Origin of the sequence: Secundilactobacillus pentosiphilus (assembly GCF_002217985.1) — a bacterium.
GTDB classification, from domain to species: Bacteria; Bacillota; Bacilli; order Lactobacillales; family Lactobacillaceae; genus Secundilactobacillus; species Secundilactobacillus pentosiphilus.
In genome coordinates this window covers 17,282-32,325 of sequence record NZ_BCMI01000003.1, presented here as the reverse complement: position 1 = coordinate 32,325, position 15,044 = coordinate 17,282, and the positions used below count along the sequence as shown (strand labels likewise).

Here is a 15,044-nt window from a genome sequence, read left to right as displayed (position 1 = left end):
ATTTTAAAATTCACTCGTCATTATAACAAATCTTGCTGTCACTTTGATACTTTCACCACGTTTTTTTGAAGTTTATCATTTGGAATGCTCAAATATGTAGCTTATAATTGAATTAATAGGAGAACGCTTTCACTATTTATACCAAGGAGGTATTGCGATGACAAAAAATATTGTTGTCGTTGGTGCGGGCTTTGCTGGTGTCCTAACCACCAAAAAGCTTGCAAAACGATTTAAATCCAATTCAGATGTGACGATCACTTTGATCGACCGTCACTCCTATTTCACTTATTTGACCGAGTTGCACGAAGTGGCCACGGAACGGGTTGCGCCTGACGCTGTTCAATACGATTTACAGCACTTATTCAATCATGCCAAAAACGTCAAGCTCATCACTGATAACGTGACCCAGGTCGATAAGGAAAACAAAAAGGTGATTACCGAACACGGTGAGTATCCGTTTGACAGTTTAGTCATCAGTTTGGGTGGTGAACCAAACGACTTTGGCACGCCAGGGGTTAAGGAAAACGGCTACACCCTCTGGTCCATGGAAGACGCCATTCGGCTGCGGACTCACTTGGATGACGTTGTTCGTCGGGGAGCCAGCGAGCAGGATCCTAAAAAGCGTCAAACCATGCTGACCATCGTTGTCTGCGGTTCCGGTTTCACCGGCGCTGAAACTATCGGTGAGCTGATCGACTATAAAAAGGTCCTGGCAAAGCGCTACCGCATCGATGCTGATGAGATCAAGGTTATCCTGGTGGAAGCTGCACCGACGATCATTAACATGCTGGATCGTACCAACGCCGCTCATGCCGAAAACTACATTAAAAAGAACGGCATTGAGATTCGTGCTTCATCGGCCATCACCAAGGTTAACCCTGACTCAGTTGAAATTAAAGAACAAGACCCTATCGCGACGCAAACCTTGATCTGGACTGCCGGGGTCAAAACCAACCACACCGCTGATGAATTCGGTATTGAAGCGGGCCGTGGCGGTCGGTTGATCACCAACAAGTATCTCCAAGCCCAGGGCTTTGAAGATAAGAGCATTTACGTGGCCGGTGACAATGCCAACGCCACTGAGGAAGGTGCTGAACGGGCCGTTCCTCAAACTGCTCAAGAAGCCGAATTTGAGGCTTATGTCGTTGCTAACAACGTTGCCGAAGACATTAACGGTTCCCAAAACTACCAGGAATTCAAAGATAAGAATATGGGATTCATGGTGTCGTTCGGCTACCGTTACGGCATCGCCCAAGTCTTTGGCGGCAAACGGATCCGCGGCTGGTTCGCAACTGCCATGAAGCACGGCGGCAACCTGCTGTACTTCTGCCGGATCCGTTCGGGCTACGCCATTTGGAAATACCTGATGGATGAAATTTTCAAGACGCGAAATAAGCGCACGGTTCTGGGCAGCAACACCGCTACTAACACCAACGTGCTGTGGACGCTGCCATTGCGCCTGTTCTTCGGCCTCGGTCTCTTCTTGGACGGCCTGAGCAACATGTCTGGTACGGCAGGCTGGATGACGGCTTTGTCCCCAACCATGGGCATTATTGAATTAATACTAGGTGCCTTAATCTTCGTTGGGCTTGCAACCTGGTGTGCCAACTTCTTAGTGATCCTCGGGTTCTTATTCCTAGTTCACACCTGGCCGGCCAGCTGGATCTTATTCGTAGCCTTCGCCTTACTCAACGGCTCCGGTCGCACGTTTGGTTTGGACATCTGGTTCGTTCCGTGGTTACAGCGGACTTGGGGTAAATCCCGCTACGGGGCACCAAAATCAATTTACAAACAAAAGTAAACCCTTCAAGTAACCTAAATAAGCATCTCCCGTATTGGGAGATGCTTATTTAGTCTATTCGCGGAAATAAAGACACAAAAAAATCACTACCAAGTAAATGGCGCACGGACAAACCGCATTCAAGCTAGACTCGAATTCATCATCATCATAGCGCTTTATACCATAAACTTGGCGTGATTCTATTGCGATCAGCAATAGAGCTGATCACGATTACTGCTCTTAATACGACTTAATTAGTCAACAAGTTGTAGAATAACCATTTGTGCGCCATCGCCACGACGAGGCATGGTCTTCAAGATACGCGTATAACCACCATTACGGTCAGCATACTTAGGAGCAACTTCGCTGAATAGCTTTTGCAATGCTGTTGAGACTTGGATGTTATCGCCATCTTCTTTAACATCAGCAACTACATCACGAAGGAATGCTGCGGCTTGACGACGTGCGTGCAAGTCTCCGCGCTTACCTAAGCTGATCATTTTGTCAGTAGTAGAACGTACTTCTTTGGCACGTGCTTCAGTGGTCTTGATTTGGCCATGAATTAATAATTCAGTGGTAAGATCACGAAGTAACGCGCGACGTTGTGAACTTGTTCGTTGCAATTTACGGTAACTCATTACTGGATACCCTCCTTTTTATATTTATACTAGTCTTCTTTACGAAGTGATAACCCGAGGTCGTTAAGCTTTGCTTTGACTTCTTCCAATGACTTCCGGCCTAAGTTACGAACCTTCATCATATCGGCTTCAGTCTTGTTGGTCAGTTCTTGAACGGTGTTGATTCCCGCACGTTTGAGACAGTTGTATGAACGGACTGATAAGTCAAGCTCTTCAATCGTCATTTCAAGCATCTTTTCCTTGTGGGTCTCTTCCTTTTCAACCATGATTTCAGCGTTCTTAGCTTCGTCAGTTAAATCAACAAACATTGCCAAATGTTCCGTTAAAATCTTAGCAGCCAAACTGATAGATTCACTAGGCGTGATTGAACTATCGGTCCAAACATCCATCGTTAACTTATCATAGTCAGTTCTCTGACCAACCCGCGTGTTTTCAACCTGATAGTTAACACGTTCGATTGGGGTATAAATAGAGTCAATAGGCAAAACGCCAATTGGCATATCTTCCTTAGCCTTGTTTCGGTCAGCTGAAACGTAGCCACGACCTTTATTTGCAGTCATTCGCATGTGGAAGGTTGCCCCTTCAGCGACAGTCGCAATATAAAGATCAGGATTGAGAACTGTGACGTCACTGTCAGCAGCAATGTCACCAGCTGTTACTTGAGCAGGTCCCTTAACATCAATTTCCATTGATTCGATTTCATCGTCGGGTCCTTCAAGCTTAAGCGAAATCTTTTTAACGTTCAGAATAATCTGAGTAACATCTTCCACGACACCTTCAATAGTAGAAAATTCGTGTAAGACGCCGTCAATCTGAATACTTGTGACAGCAGCACCAGGCAGCGATGAAAGCAGAATTCGTCTCAAAGAATTCCCTAACGTAGTTCCGTAACCACGTTCGAGAGGTTCCACGACAAATTTGCCGTAATCGTCGCTTTCTTCAATTTTGTGAATGTTAGGCTTTTCGAATTCGATCATTCTTATCTTTTACCCCTTTCAAAACGCGTTGAGCCATATAAATAAGTCCCATCATATAGTAGTCGTGTGCCCACTAAAACGGGATACACTATACTCGACGGCGCTTCGGAGGACGAGAACCATTATGAGGAACTGGAGTAACGTCCCGAATGGCAGTTACTTCGAGACCAGTTGATTGTAAAGCACGGATAGCAGCTTCACGACCAGAACCTGGACCCTTAACAGCAACTTCAACGGTCTTCATACCATGTTCCATTGAGTTTTTAGCAGCAGCTTCAGCAGCCATTTGTGCAGCAAATGGTGTTGATTTACGACTACCCTTAAATCCTAATGAACCGGCAGAAGCCCAAGCAATTGCGTTACCTTGCATGTCAGTAATCATGACCAGAGTGTTGTTAAATGTTGAGTGAATGTGAGCAACACCAGACTCGATATTTTTCTTTACGCGGCGTTTGCGCGAAGTTTTTCTAGTTGCCATAAAATGTCATAACCTCCTTTTAGTAAATTATTTCTTTCTACCTGCAATCGAGGCTTTTTTACCTTTACGAGTGCGGGCATTGTTCTTCGTGTGTTGGCCACGAACTGGCAAACCACGACGGTGACGCATACCACGGTATGAACCGATTTCTTGAAGACGCTTGATGTTCAAGCTAACTTTACGACGTAAGTCACCTTCAACTTGGTAGTTGTCGACAGCTGCACGGATTTTGTCTTCGTCTTCAGGGGCTAGATCACGAACGCGAACGTCTGGTGATACACCGGTCTCTTCAACGATCTTTTGTGCAGTAGTGTTACCGATTCCGAAAATGTAAGTTAAGCCAATGACAATTCGCTTGTCACGTGGCAAGTCAACTCCAGCAATACGAGCCATTAAGTTGCACCTCCTATATTATTTTGAATTATTTACCTTGACGTTGTTTGTGCTTAGGGTTTGCAGAGCAAATAACCATTACTCGACCCTTACGCTTGATAATCTTACAATGATCGCACATTTTCTTAACAGATGGACGTACTTTCATGAGAATCAAAACCTCCTATTGTCCTAATGCAAACCAAAAAACCAACCTATTTAAACCGGTAAGTAATCCGGCCTTTGGTCAAATCATACGGCGACATTTCAACAGTAACACGGTCCCCAGGCAGAATACGGATGTAGTGCATCCGAATCTTACCGGAAACGTGTGCTAAAATTTCATGACCGTTTTCGAGTTCAACCCGAAACATTGCGTTTGGCAGTGTTTCAGTGACTTTACCTTCAACTTCGATGACGTCTTTTGCCACGAACGTACCCCCTTGAGTGTTTTATGACTATGAATAAATAGTGCCCGGACTTGCCCAATATTAAATTGAGGCTAACCTGAGTTAGTTTACCACACCATAACTTTTGAAGCAAGAACTTCTATACTGAGGGCATTTAGGCAAGTTGACTAAGAATCGCTTTGATATCTTTGTACACAACATCAATATCACGATCGCCGTCAACAGTGTGAAGTAAATTCTTCTTCTGGTAGAAATCTACCAGCGGTGTATTTGACTTCATGTTAACGTCTAAACGGTTCTTTACAGTTTCAGGCTTATCATCTTCTCGTTGATAGAAGTCATGACCGCCACAAACATCGCAAGTCCCCGGAACCTTCGTTGGGTTGTAAATCTTGTGATAAGTTGCGCCGCATGTCCGGCAAATGTAACGGCCAGATAGTCGTTCAATCAAAACATTAGGCTCGACGTGAATGTTGATCACAGCATCCACGTTCCGTCCAAGTTCAGCACCAAACTGATCAAGTGCTTCAGCTTGGTCAATTGTTCTTGGATAACCATCTAACATGTAGCCATTTGCGACATCGTCTTGAGCTAAACGCTCTTTAACGATTCCGTTTGTGACTTCATCGGGAACTAACTCACCCTTGTCGATAAACTTCTTTGCAGCAAGTCCCATCTCAGTTTCATTTTTCATGGCTTCACGGAAAATGTCACCGGTTGAAATATGCTGAATGTCGAAGTCTTCAACGATCTTTTGGGCTTGGGTTCCCTTACCGGCACCAGGCAGACCCATTAAAATTAAATTCATTGACATGTTTGTTTCCTCCTAGCAGTTCAAGTTAATGACAAGAAGGTGTGCTGAACCAGGTCATCACACCATTACTCGTCTCATTCAGCTGGACGGGGATCTTGAATGAAGCCAACATAAGTTCGTTTCATCATGAGCCCTTCGACCTGTTGGATCGTTTGGATAGCAACACCGACTACGATAAGTAGACTAGTACCGCCAAGTCCAATCGATTCATTCAGATTCCAAACGTTTTGAGCAACTAGTGGAATCAAAGCAACCAACCCTAAGAACAAAGACCCAACTGTACTCAAGCGCATCAGTAAGTTAGAGACGTAAACTTGAGTTTCATGACCAGGCCAGACACCAGGAATATAACTTCCTTGTTTCTGTAAGTTCTCAGATAATTTTTCAGGGTTAACCTGAACGAATGCATAGAAGAACGTGAACAGAATAATCAAAATCGTATATAAGATTGTTCCGCTCGTCGTCTGCATGTTAAAAACATCGGTCAATACTTGATACCATGTATCCTCGGAGTGGTTATTCGCAAATGCCATCAAAACGGTTTGTGGCGTTGCGATAAACGAACTAGCGAAGATAACTGGAATAACACCAGCGACATTCACCTTTAAAGGTAAGTAACTGCTATCCGGATCACCGGAAACACGCCTCGTATATTGAATTGGGATCTTACGATCAGCTTGTTGTACCCAGGTTACAAAAGTAACGATGACTAAAACAGCAATCACAACAGCCAAAACAATCAAGGCGCCCTTCCACCAATCAGAAGCAGATAGGTTTTGAAGGTAGGTTTGATATAACTGATAAACACCGGTAGGGAACCGGGCAACGATACCCGCAAAGATAATCATTGAAACACCGTTTCCTAAACCGTGATCAGTAATCATATCACCCATCCAAGTGGTTAACATAGTTCCACCGGTCAGGATCAAACCAATCATCGCATACGTTTTAACGCCGGGGTTTTGCACCAAATTCAAACTACTTAAAGTGTTGAAACCGGCAGTAATCCCAATTGATTGCACAAACGCTAGGATAATCGTTAAATAACGCGTGTGTTGGTTCAACTTACGTCGACCAACTTCCCCTTGCTTACTCCATTCTACATAACGGGGCACAATGTCCATTTGTAGAAGTTGGATCACAATTTGTGCGGTAATGTATGGCGAAACCCCCATCGCAAAGATGGAATAATTGGTTAAACCACCACCACTGAACATGTTTAAAATGCTAACCAATCCTGAAGACGCAACGCTTTGTAATGCCTTCGCATTAACTCCTGGCACAGTAATGTAGGAACCAAGACGAAAGACGACCAAAACCATCAGTGTAAAGAGTATCTTATTCCGAATGTCTTTAACCTTAAACGCGTTTTTCATGGTCGACAGCATTAAATCACCTCAGTTTTACCGCCTGCAGCTTCAATTGCGGCACTTGCACTTGCGGAAAACTTGTGTGCTTTAACCGTAATCTTCTTTGAGATTTCTCCGTTACCTAATACTTTGATACCATCTTTTTCGTTTTTAACAAGACCTGCTTCAACCAATGCTGCAGGTGTTACTTTTGCACCATCTTCGAAGTGATCGTTAAGCGTTGAAAGGTTAACTAAAGCATATTCCTTACGGTTCATGTTAGTGAATCCACGCTTTGGAATACGACGATACAGTGGCATTTGACCACCTTCGAAACCAAGACGGGTCTTGCCACGAGCCTTTTGACCCTTTTGGCCACGACCTGATGTCTTACCGTTACCAGCAGAACGGCCACGGCCTTTACGTGAACGCGTAAAACGTGATCCTTCAGATGGTTGTAATTCGTTCAACTTCATGAATGAAGGCACCTCCTTATTTATAAATTTACTTTACTTCTTCAACTTTGATTAAGTGCGCGATTTGGAACAATGCACCACGGGTAGCTGCGTTGTCCGGACGAACAACAGAGCTGTTTACCTTCTTTAAGCCAAGGGCTTCAACGATCTTACGTTGTTTAGGAAGACGGTGGGCAGCACTGCGAATCAAAGTTACTTTTAAATCAGCCATGTTGAGATCCTCCTATTCAGCTAAGTGTTGAACTGAAACACCACGTAAGTCAGCAACCTCTTCAGCACGCTTGAGTTGTTTCAAACCTTCAAACGTAGCACGGATGGCGTTGATTGGTGTATCAGAGCCAAGTCGCTTACTTGTAACGTCAGCGACACCAGCTAATTCCATGACGGCACGAACAGCACCACCAGCAGTAACTCCAGAACCTTCAGCGGCTGGCTTTAACATGATCCGGCCACCATCATAAGTTCCGATAACTTCATGCGGAATGGTAGTACCAACGATTGGGACTTGGATTAAGTTCTTGCGGGCTGCTTCAACAGCCTTACGAATAGCTTCTGGGACTTCTTGAGCTTTACCAGTACCAAAGCCAACGTGACCGTTGTGATCACCGACAACAACTAAAGCAGCGAAACGTAGACGACGTCCACCTTTTACAACTTTAGTGATTCGGTTGATTGATACAACGTTGTCTTCAAGATCCAACTTTTCAGGATCAATAAACTTTGCCATTAGTGGTTATTCCTCCTTTTTAGAAATGTAAGCCGTTTTCACGAGCTGCTTCAGCTAATGCTTCAACACGTCCGTGGTATAAGTAACCGCCACGATCGAAAACAACTTCGGAAATCTTCTTAGCAGCAGCACGTTCTGCAACAAGCTTACCAACTGCTTGGGCTTGTTCCGTCTTGTTACCTGCAGCTATTTCACTATCTAAAGTCGAGGCACTGACCAGCGTCACACCCGCTACGTCATCAATTACTTGAGCGTAGATGTTCTTGTTTGAACGGAAAACATTTAAGCGTGGGCGCTCTGCAGTACCAGAAATCTTGTTCCGGACACGCATATGACGCTTTTGACGTGTCTTGTTCTTATCTGGTTTCGAAATCAAAATAGTCACCTCTTTAAATTATTTGTAGCATGCTTATGCAGCATTACTTACCAGTTTTACCTTCTTTAAGCATAATGTGTTCGTTTTCGTAACGAATACCTTTACCCTTGTAAGGTTCTGGTGAACGAACGGCACGGATCTCAGCAGCAAAGTCACCGACTTCTTGCTTGCTAATACCGCTAATGTTAATGGTGTTGTTGTCAGGAACTTCAACTTTTAAGGTTGAAGGAACTTCCATTTCAACTGGGTTGGAATAACCAACACTTAAGATCAACTTACCCTTTAATTGGGCACGGTAACCAACACCGACAAGCTTCAAGGTCTTACCGAATCCCTTAGTAACCCCTTCAACCATGTTGTTGAAGTTGGCACGAGTGGTTCCGTGTAAGGCACGGGTCTTGTTGTTGTTATCTGGACGGTCGAAGTTAACTTCGCCATCAGCAACTTTCATGGTGATGATTGGTGAGAATGTACGAGTAATGGTACCCTTAGGGCCTTTTACTGTCACATCGTTACCGTCACGTTTAACGTCAACACCATCTGGAATAGTAACTGTCTTATAACCAATACGACTCATTGAGTAGACACCTCCCTGCTTTTTTAAATATTACCAAACGTAGGCGAGTACTTCGCCACCGATTTTCTTTGCTCGTGCTTCTTTATCAGTCACAACACCTTCAGATGTTGAGATGATTGCGATACCTAAGCCGTTTAAGACCTTAGGGACAGCATCAGATTTAACGTAAGTACGTAAACCTGGCTTTGAAATACGCTTCAAGCCTGAAATAACGCGTTGCTTGTCGCGACCGTATTTAAGGAATACACGGATGATACCTTGTTTGTTATCATCGATATATTCGACGTCGCGTACAAAACCTTCGCGCTTCAAAATTTCAGCAATGTCGCGCTTCATCTTTGATGCAGGAACTTCTAATGATTCGTGATATACCATGTTGGCATTACGGATCCGAGTTAAGAAGTCTGCAATTGGGTCAGTCATTGACATTAACGTTTATCCTCCTTTGTAATGAAATCTTACCAGCTAGATTTTCTCATGCCAGGAATTTGACCCTTGTGGGCAAGTTCCCGTAAGCAAAGTCGGCATAAGTGGAATTTGCGATAAACTGAATGTGGACGGCCACAACGTTCGCAACGTGTATATGCTTGTGTCGAGTACTTAGCTGGACGCTGACTCTTAACAATTAATGATTTTTTAGCCACAATAATACCCTCCTTACTTAGTAAATGGCATGCCAAGCTGTGTTAACAACTCGCGTGATTCTTCATCTGTGTTTGCAGTTGTGACAATGACAATGTCAAGACCACGAACGCGGTTAACTTTATCATAATCGATTTCTGGGAAAATCAATTGTTCGCGTACACCGAGCGTATAGTTACCACGACCATCAAAGGCGCGAGAACTAATACCATGGAAGTCACGAACACGTGGTAATGAAACGTTAACTAACTTATCCAGGAAATCATACATGCGTTCGCCACGTAATGTAACTTTAGCACCGATAGCGTTGCCTTCACGCAAACGGAAACCGGCGATTGACTTTCTAGCTTTAGTAATCAAAGGCTTTTGACCTGCGATCAAGCCGAGTTCTTCAACTGCTTCATCTAAGTTCTTAGCGTTTGTCGTGGCATCACCAACACCCATGTTTAAGACGATTTTGTCCAACTTAGGTGCTTGCATGATTGATGAGTAGTTAAACTTTTCAATCATTGATGGAACGATTTCTTTATTGTACTTTTCTTGTAAACGATTAGCCATTAGTTAATTTGTCCTCCTTTCTTTGATTATTTGTCGATGGTTTCGCCGCTCTTTTTAGCGAAGCGAACCTTCTTACCGTCTTCTACGCGGAAACCAACACGGGTTGGTTTGTTAGTAGAAGGGTCAAGGAGCATCACGTTAGATACTTGAATAGGAGCTTCAGTATCGATGATGCCACCTTTAGGATTGCTTTGAGAAGCTTTTTGATGCTTCTTGATCATGTTGATACCCTCAACGATGACACGGTTTTGAGCATTCAAGGTCTTAGTAACAGTTCCTTCTTTACCCTTATCCTTACCGCTGATCACGCGAACTTTATCACCAGTTTTAATGAACATCCTGTTTGGCACCTCCTTATTTTCGAACGATTAGAGCACTTCTGGTGCAAGAGAGACAATCTTCATATAATCATTGTCACGTAATTCACGCGCAACTGGTCCGAAAATACGAGTACCTTGTGGACTCTTGTCATCACGGATTAATACCGCAGCATTTTCATCAAATTTGATGTATGAGCCATCGGCACGGCGTACACGGGAAGTAGTACGAACGACAACTGCTTTGACGACGTCACCCTTTTTGACAACGCCACCTGGTGTTGCTTGTTTAACAGTTGCAACGATAACGTCACCAATGCTTGCATAACGTCGCTTTGAACCACCCAGAACTTTAATAGTTAAAATTTCCCGGGCACCAGAGTTATCAGCGACTTTTAAACGAGATTCTTGTTGGATCACGTTAGTGTCCTCCTTTCACTTCTAAGTAAAATAGAATACGATAAATGTCGAAACTAGATGATAACTGCCTTTTCAACAACTTTAAGAAGTCGGAAACGAACAGTCTTTGATAACGGACGTGTTTCCATGATTTCAACATAGTCGCCAATCTTGGCTTCATTGTTTTCATCACGAACTTTGTACTTCTTAGTGTACTTGATCCGCTTACCATATACTGGATGCATCTTGGTAGTTTCAACGGCTACAGTGATCGTCTTTTCCATTTTGTCGGAAACGACACGGCCACGGTAAGTCTTACGAGCGTTACGTTCTTCAGCCATTAATTATTCCTCCTTTATCGTATTCTTTACTTATTCAACTCTTGTTGACGAAGCACAGTTTTAATCCGTGCAATGTCTTTACGAACCTGCTTCAAACGAGCAGTGTTTTCAAGTTGGCCAGTAGCCAATTGGAAACGAAGGTTGAATAATTCATCCTTGTAGCTCTTTTCTTTTTCGAGCATTTCAGCAGTGGTTAATTCTTTAATATCTTTAGCCTTCATTTGATTCGCCACCTACTTCCTCGCGAGGAATGATCTTCGTACGAACTGGCAGTTTCATAGCTGCTAAGCGCAATGCTTCATGTGCAACTTCTTCAGAAACGCCACCGACTTCGAACATTACCTTTTCACGTTTAACCGGTGCAACCCATCCTGCAGGAGCACCCTTACCATTACCCATACGAACACCAACACCCTTTTCGGTGTAGGATTTGTGAGGGAAAATCTTGATCCAAACTTTACCGCCACGCTTCATGTAACGTGTCATGGCAACACGAGCTGCTTCAATCTGACGGTTTGAAATCCAGCTTGAATCGAGTGCTTGTAAACCGTAATCACCGAAAGCAACTGACTTGCCGCCTTTGGCAGCGCCACGTAACTTTCCACGATGTTCACGACGGTGCTTTACTCGCTTTGGTACTAGCATGTTTATTTCCCTCCTTGCTCGTTATTTTTATTAGCATCAGGCTTGTCTGGCAAAATTTCACCACGGTAGATCCAAGTCTTAACACCTAATGAACCATAGGTCGTGTGTGCTTCAACCCAGGCGTAATCGATGTCTGCACGCAATGTATGCAGCGGCACAGTTCCATCTGAGTATGATTCAACACGAGACATATCTGCACCGTTCAAACGACCGGCAACCTGGGTCTTAATACCCTTGGCACCAGAACGCATAGTCCGTTGCATTGATTGACGCATAGCACGACGGAAAGCAACACGGCCTTCAAGTTGACGTGCAATGTTTTCACCAACTAATTTAGCATCTAAATCAGGCTTCTTGATTTCGATGATGTTGATGTGTACTCGTTTGCCAGTTAAGTTGTTCAATTCCTTACGGAGATTTTCAACTTCTGATCCACCTTTGCCGATTACCATACCAGGTTTAGCAGTGTGAATTGAAATGTTGACGCGGTTAGCGGCACGTTCAATTTCTACTGTTGACACTGAGGCATCTGCAAGGCGTTTTTCGATATATTTACGGATTTTAAGGTCTTCACCGAGGTAAGCAGCAAAGTCTTTTTCAGCATACCACTTTGCTTCCCAGTCGCGAATGATACCGACACGTAATCCGGTTGGATTTATCTTTTGACCCACGCGTTATCCCTCCTATTTTTCAGATACGACGATTGTGATGTGACTTGTACGCTTGTTAATTGGTGAAGCAGAACCCTTTGCACGAGGACGGAACCGCTTGAGAGTTGGTCCTTCGTCAACAAAGGCTTCGCTGACAACCAAATCAGCACGGTCTAAGTCAAAATTATTTTCAGCGTTTGCAACTGCTGACATTAACACTTTTTCAACGATTGGTGAAGCACCACGAGGGGTGAACTTCAAGATAGCAATCGCTTCAGCCACGCTTTTGCCTCTGATAAGATCAATGACAAGGCGGACCTTACGTGAGGCAACACGAACCGTTTTGGCAGTTGCCTTTGCTGATGTAACTTGTTCAGCCATTAGCTAATCCTCCTTATTATTTAGTGGCAGCTGAAGCTGTCTTCTTATCGTCGCCAGAGTGGCCACGGAAAGTACGGGTTGGTACGAATTCACCTAACTTGTGACCAACCATGTCTTCTTGAATGTAAACTGGAACGTTCTTACGACCATCATAAACGGCGATCGTGTAGCCGATAAAGCTAGGGAAAATCGTTGAACGACGTGACCAAGTCTTAATAACGCTCTTCTTGTCTTGATCCTTTTGTGCATCGATCTTCTTTAAAAGATGTTCATCAGCAAATGGTCCCTTTTTTAAACTACGACCCATTAGATTACCCTCCTTACGAGTGAGATTACTTATGCAATGAGCTTATTACTTCTTGTGTTTACGACGAATGATAAGCTTGTTGGAACGTGCTTTGGTAGAACGAGTCTTCTTACCAATAGTCTTCTTGCCCCATGGAGATAATGGTGATGGACGACCAATTGGTGCTTTACCTTCACCACCACCATGAGGGTGATCGTTAGGGTTCATAACAGAACCACGAGATTGTGGCCGCTTGCCGACCCAACGGTTACGTCCGGCTTTACCAACGTTAATCAATTCGTGTTCTTCGTTACCAAGGATACCAATTGTGGCACGGCAAACGCCTAAGACCATCCGAACTTCACCAGAAGCTAAACGAACCATCACGTATTTGTCTTCCTTACCAAGCAATTGTGCACCGGCACCAGCAGCACGAACTAATTGACCGCCCTTACCAGGCTTTAATTCGATGTTGTGAATGGTAGTACCAACAGGAATGTTCTTTAATGGTAATGCATTACCAACCTTGATATCTGCATCAGGACCTGATTGAACTTGATCGCCAACCTTAAGACCTTTAGGTGCTAAGATGTAAGATTTAGTTCCGTCAGTATAAACTAACAAAGCAATGTTAGCAGTCCGGTTAGGATCGTATTCGATACCCTTAACCGTAGCTGAGACATTGTCTTTTGTACGCTTAAAGTCGATGATACGATATTGAGTCTTGTTACCGCCGCCACGGTGACGAACCGTTTTGTGACCGTAGTTGTTACGGCCGGCAGTGTGACTCTTTGATTCTAGTAATGACTTTTCAGGCTTTGACTTCGTAATCACTTGACTGTAGTCAAGGCTAGTCATATTACGCCGACCATTACTGGTTGGTTTATATATTTTAATCGCCACGTTGTTTCCCTCCTATATTATTATTTGTTATTCTTCGCCGAATAACTTAATTTCTTCTGAATCTGCTGATAAAGTGACAATCGCCTTACGACGCTTCTTAGTGTAGCCTTCGTAACGACCTTGACGCTTTAACTTACCCTTGACGTTCATGATGTTGACTTTAACAACCTTAACGTCAAAGATTTCTTCAACAGCTTTTTTAACTTGGGTCTTCGTAGCACGTACGTCTACGTCGAATGTATAACGCTTGTCATCAAACAAAGCAGTAGATGCTTCTGTAATGACAGGACGCAAAATGATATCACGAGCTTCCATTATGCGAGCACCTCCTCGATCTGAGAAAGAGCAGCTTGAGTTAACACAAGTTTGTCACTGTTGATGACATCCAATACGTTAATCCCCTTGGCGTCGATAACCTTGACGTTTGCCAAGTTACGAGCTGCCAATTCTGCATTCTTATTGTCTTCCTCAAGAACCACTAAAGTCTTTGTTGAAACGTTTAAACTAGATAATGATTGTGCAAATGCCTTAGTCTTAGGTTGGTCAAAGCTGAATGCATCAACAACAACTAAAGAGCCATCGATTACCTTTTGTGAAAGAACTGACTTCAAAGCTAAGCGAGTTACTTTCTTTGGTAAGTGATAGGCATATGAACGAGGTGTAGGACCAAAGATGGTACCACCGCCTACCCATATTGGGGAACGTGTCGAACCAGCACGGGCACGACCTGTACCCTTTTGACGCCATGGCTTCTTACCACCACCGCTAACTGCACTACGGTTCTTAACCGCATGAGTTCCTTGGCGTTGTGAAGCACGTTGCATCAAAACAGTATCAAACACGACATTTTCGTTTGGTTCGATGCCGAAAATAGCATCGTTTAAATCAACGTTACCATTTTGGCTACCGTCTTGCTTAAATAATGTAACACTAGTCATTTACGTTTCC

28 protein-coding genes are annotated in these 15,044 nt (G+C 43.8%); 1 reads left to right on the top strand and 27 read right to left on the bottom strand.

Translation table 11 applies throughout. The annotated features are described in order from the left end of the window. Positions 1-157: 157 nt before the first annotated feature. A complete protein-coding gene (locus CES81_RS02095) occupies positions 158-1,801 on the top strand; it encodes an FAD-dependent oxidoreductase (protein ID WP_089120479.1) in 1,644 nt (547 codons plus the stop codon). Positions 1,802-2,034: 233 nt separating this feature from the next. Here CES81_RS02095 and rplQ read toward each other — a convergent pair whose 3' ends face one another. The 27 genes from rplQ to rplD all read right to left on the bottom strand — a co-directional run bounded on the left by rplQ (position 2,035) and on the right by rplD (position 15,034). Next, a complete protein-coding gene (rplQ, locus tag CES81_RS02090) occupies positions 2,035-2,418 on the bottom strand; it encodes a 50S ribosomal protein L17 (RefSeq protein WP_089088814.1) in 384 nt (127 codons plus the stop codon). 29 nt (positions 2,419-2,447) lie between these two features. Then, on the bottom strand, positions 2,448-3,395 hold the full coding sequence (locus CES81_RS02085; RefSeq protein WP_054653970.1) for a DNA-directed RNA polymerase subunit alpha: 948 nt from the start codon (positions 3,393-3,395) through the stop codon (positions 2,448-2,450). An 88-nt stretch (positions 3,396-3,483) separates the two neighbouring features. Beyond that, on the bottom strand, positions 3,484-3,873 hold the full coding sequence (gene rpsK, locus CES81_RS02080; protein WP_089088815.1) for a 30S ribosomal protein S11: 390 nt from the start codon (positions 3,871-3,873) through the stop codon (positions 3,484-3,486). Between the two features lie 27 nt (positions 3,874-3,900). After that, positions 3,901-4,266, bottom strand: a complete 366-nt coding sequence (gene rpsM, locus CES81_RS02075; RefSeq protein WP_089088816.1) for a 30S ribosomal protein S13 — start codon at positions 4,264-4,266, stop codon at positions 3,901-3,903. A 28-nt stretch (positions 4,267-4,294) separates the two neighbouring features. Continuing rightward, complete coding sequence (rpmJ, locus tag CES81_RS02070) at positions 4,295-4,414, bottom strand: 50S ribosomal protein L36 (protein WP_089088817.1); 120 nt, start codon at positions 4,412-4,414, stop codon at positions 4,295-4,297. A 46-nt stretch (positions 4,415-4,460) separates the two neighbouring features. Further along, positions 4,461-4,676: a translation initiation factor IF-1 gene (infA, locus tag CES81_RS02065; protein ID WP_010619611.1), complete on the bottom strand. Its 216-nt coding sequence runs from the start codon at positions 4,674-4,676 to the stop codon at positions 4,461-4,463. Between the two features lie 133 nt (positions 4,677-4,809). Beyond that, positions 4,810-5,469 (bottom strand): adenylate kinase, encoded by a 660-nt coding sequence (locus CES81_RS02060; protein ID WP_089088818.1) that lies wholly within the window; start codon positions 5,467-5,469, stop codon positions 4,810-4,812. A 74-nt stretch (positions 5,470-5,543) separates the two neighbouring features. Beyond that, on the bottom strand, positions 5,544-6,857 hold the full coding sequence (gene secY, locus CES81_RS02055; protein WP_089088819.1) for a preprotein translocase subunit SecY: 1,314 nt from the start codon (positions 6,855-6,857) through the stop codon (positions 5,544-5,546). Beyond that, entirely contained in the window at positions 6,857-7,294 is a 438-nt protein-coding gene (gene rplO / locus CES81_RS02050; RefSeq protein WP_089120478.1) for a 50S ribosomal protein L15, read from the bottom strand. Before rplO ends, secY begins: the two co-directional genes overlap by 1 nt. Positions 7,295-7,322: 28 nt before the next feature. Beyond that, positions 7,323-7,505 (bottom strand): 50S ribosomal protein L30, encoded by a 183-nt coding sequence (gene rpmD, locus CES81_RS02045; protein ID WP_089088821.1) that lies wholly within the window; start codon positions 7,503-7,505, stop codon positions 7,323-7,325. Positions 7,506-7,517: 12 nt separating this feature from the next. Next, a complete protein-coding gene (gene rpsE, locus CES81_RS02040; protein WP_089088822.1) occupies positions 7,518-8,021 on the bottom strand; it encodes a 30S ribosomal protein S5 in 504 nt (167 codons plus the stop codon). Between the two features lie 19 nt (positions 8,022-8,040). Continuing rightward, complete coding sequence (gene rplR / locus CES81_RS02035; protein ID WP_305792632.1) at positions 8,041-8,406, bottom strand: 50S ribosomal protein L18; 366 nt, start codon at positions 8,404-8,406, stop codon at positions 8,041-8,043. Positions 8,407-8,440: 34 nt separating this feature from the next. Then, complete coding sequence (rplF, locus tag CES81_RS02030) at positions 8,441-8,974, bottom strand: 50S ribosomal protein L6 (RefSeq protein ID WP_089120477.1); 534 nt, start codon at positions 8,972-8,974, stop codon at positions 8,441-8,443. A 30-nt stretch (positions 8,975-9,004) separates the two neighbouring features. Next, positions 9,005-9,403, bottom strand: coding sequence for a 30S ribosomal protein S8 (gene rpsH, locus CES81_RS02025; protein ID WP_089109055.1), 399 nt, complete (start codon positions 9,401-9,403; stop codon positions 9,005-9,007). Between the two features lie 29 nt (positions 9,404-9,432). Then, a complete protein-coding gene (locus tag CES81_RS02020) occupies positions 9,433-9,618 on the bottom strand; it encodes a type Z 30S ribosomal protein S14 (protein WP_089088826.1) in 186 nt (61 codons plus the stop codon). A 13-nt stretch (positions 9,619-9,631) separates the two neighbouring features. Beyond that, a complete protein-coding gene (rplE, locus tag CES81_RS02015; protein WP_089088827.1) occupies positions 9,632-10,174 on the bottom strand; it encodes a 50S ribosomal protein L5 in 543 nt (180 codons plus the stop codon). 26 nt (positions 10,175-10,200) lie between these two features. Beyond that, positions 10,201-10,512, bottom strand: coding sequence for a 50S ribosomal protein L24 (gene rplX / locus CES81_RS02010; RefSeq protein WP_089088828.1), 312 nt, complete (start codon positions 10,510-10,512; stop codon positions 10,201-10,203). A 30-nt stretch (positions 10,513-10,542) separates the two neighbouring features. After that, the gene (gene rplN / locus CES81_RS02005; RefSeq protein WP_054653945.1) at positions 10,543-10,911 is read right to left on the bottom strand and encodes a 50S ribosomal protein L14; all 369 of its coding nucleotides are present in this window, start codon (positions 10,909-10,911) and stop codon (positions 10,543-10,545) included. Positions 10,912-10,964: 53 nt separating this feature from the next. After that, entirely contained in the window at positions 10,965-11,231 is a 267-nt protein-coding gene (gene rpsQ, locus CES81_RS02000) for a 30S ribosomal protein S17 (protein WP_089088829.1), read from the bottom strand. 26 nt (positions 11,232-11,257) lie between these two features. Beyond that, positions 11,258-11,452 (bottom strand): 50S ribosomal protein L29, encoded by a 195-nt coding sequence (gene rpmC, locus CES81_RS01995; protein ID WP_054653941.1) that lies wholly within the window; start codon positions 11,450-11,452, stop codon positions 11,258-11,260. Continuing rightward, on the bottom strand, positions 11,442-11,876 hold the full coding sequence (gene rplP, locus CES81_RS01990; RefSeq protein ID WP_089088830.1) for a 50S ribosomal protein L16: 435 nt from the start codon (positions 11,874-11,876) through the stop codon (positions 11,442-11,444). Before rplP ends, rpmC begins: the two co-directional genes overlap by 11 nt. A gap of 2 nt (positions 11,877-11,878) precedes the next feature. Next, positions 11,879-12,547 carry a 30S ribosomal protein S3 gene (gene rpsC, locus CES81_RS01985; protein WP_054653937.1) on the bottom strand — a complete coding sequence of 223 codons (669 nt, stop codon included), beginning with the start codon at positions 12,545-12,547 and terminating at the stop codon, positions 11,879-11,881. Between the two features lie 12 nt (positions 12,548-12,559). Next, positions 12,560-12,907, bottom strand: coding sequence for a 50S ribosomal protein L22 (rplV, locus tag CES81_RS01980; protein WP_089088831.1), 348 nt, complete (start codon positions 12,905-12,907; stop codon positions 12,560-12,562). 16 nt (positions 12,908-12,923) lie between these two features. Next, entirely contained in the window at positions 12,924-13,214 is a 291-nt protein-coding gene (gene rpsS / locus CES81_RS01975) for a 30S ribosomal protein S19 (RefSeq protein WP_089120476.1), read from the bottom strand. Between the two features lie 45 nt (positions 13,215-13,259). Further along, positions 13,260-14,096 carry a 50S ribosomal protein L2 gene (gene rplB / locus CES81_RS01970; protein WP_089088833.1) on the bottom strand — a complete coding sequence of 279 codons (837 nt, stop codon included), beginning with the start codon at positions 14,094-14,096 and terminating at the stop codon, positions 13,260-13,262. Positions 14,097-14,123: 27 nt separating this feature from the next. Beyond that, on the bottom strand, positions 14,124-14,411 hold the full coding sequence (gene rplW, locus CES81_RS01965; RefSeq protein ID WP_089088834.1) for a 50S ribosomal protein L23: 288 nt from the start codon (positions 14,409-14,411) through the stop codon (positions 14,124-14,126). Beyond that, entirely contained in the window at positions 14,411-15,034 is a 624-nt protein-coding gene (gene rplD / locus CES81_RS01960) for a 50S ribosomal protein L4 (RefSeq protein WP_089120475.1), read from the bottom strand. The genes rplW and rplD overlap by 1 nt, the downstream gene beginning before the upstream one ends. Between the last annotated feature and the right edge of the window lie 10 nt (positions 15,035-15,044).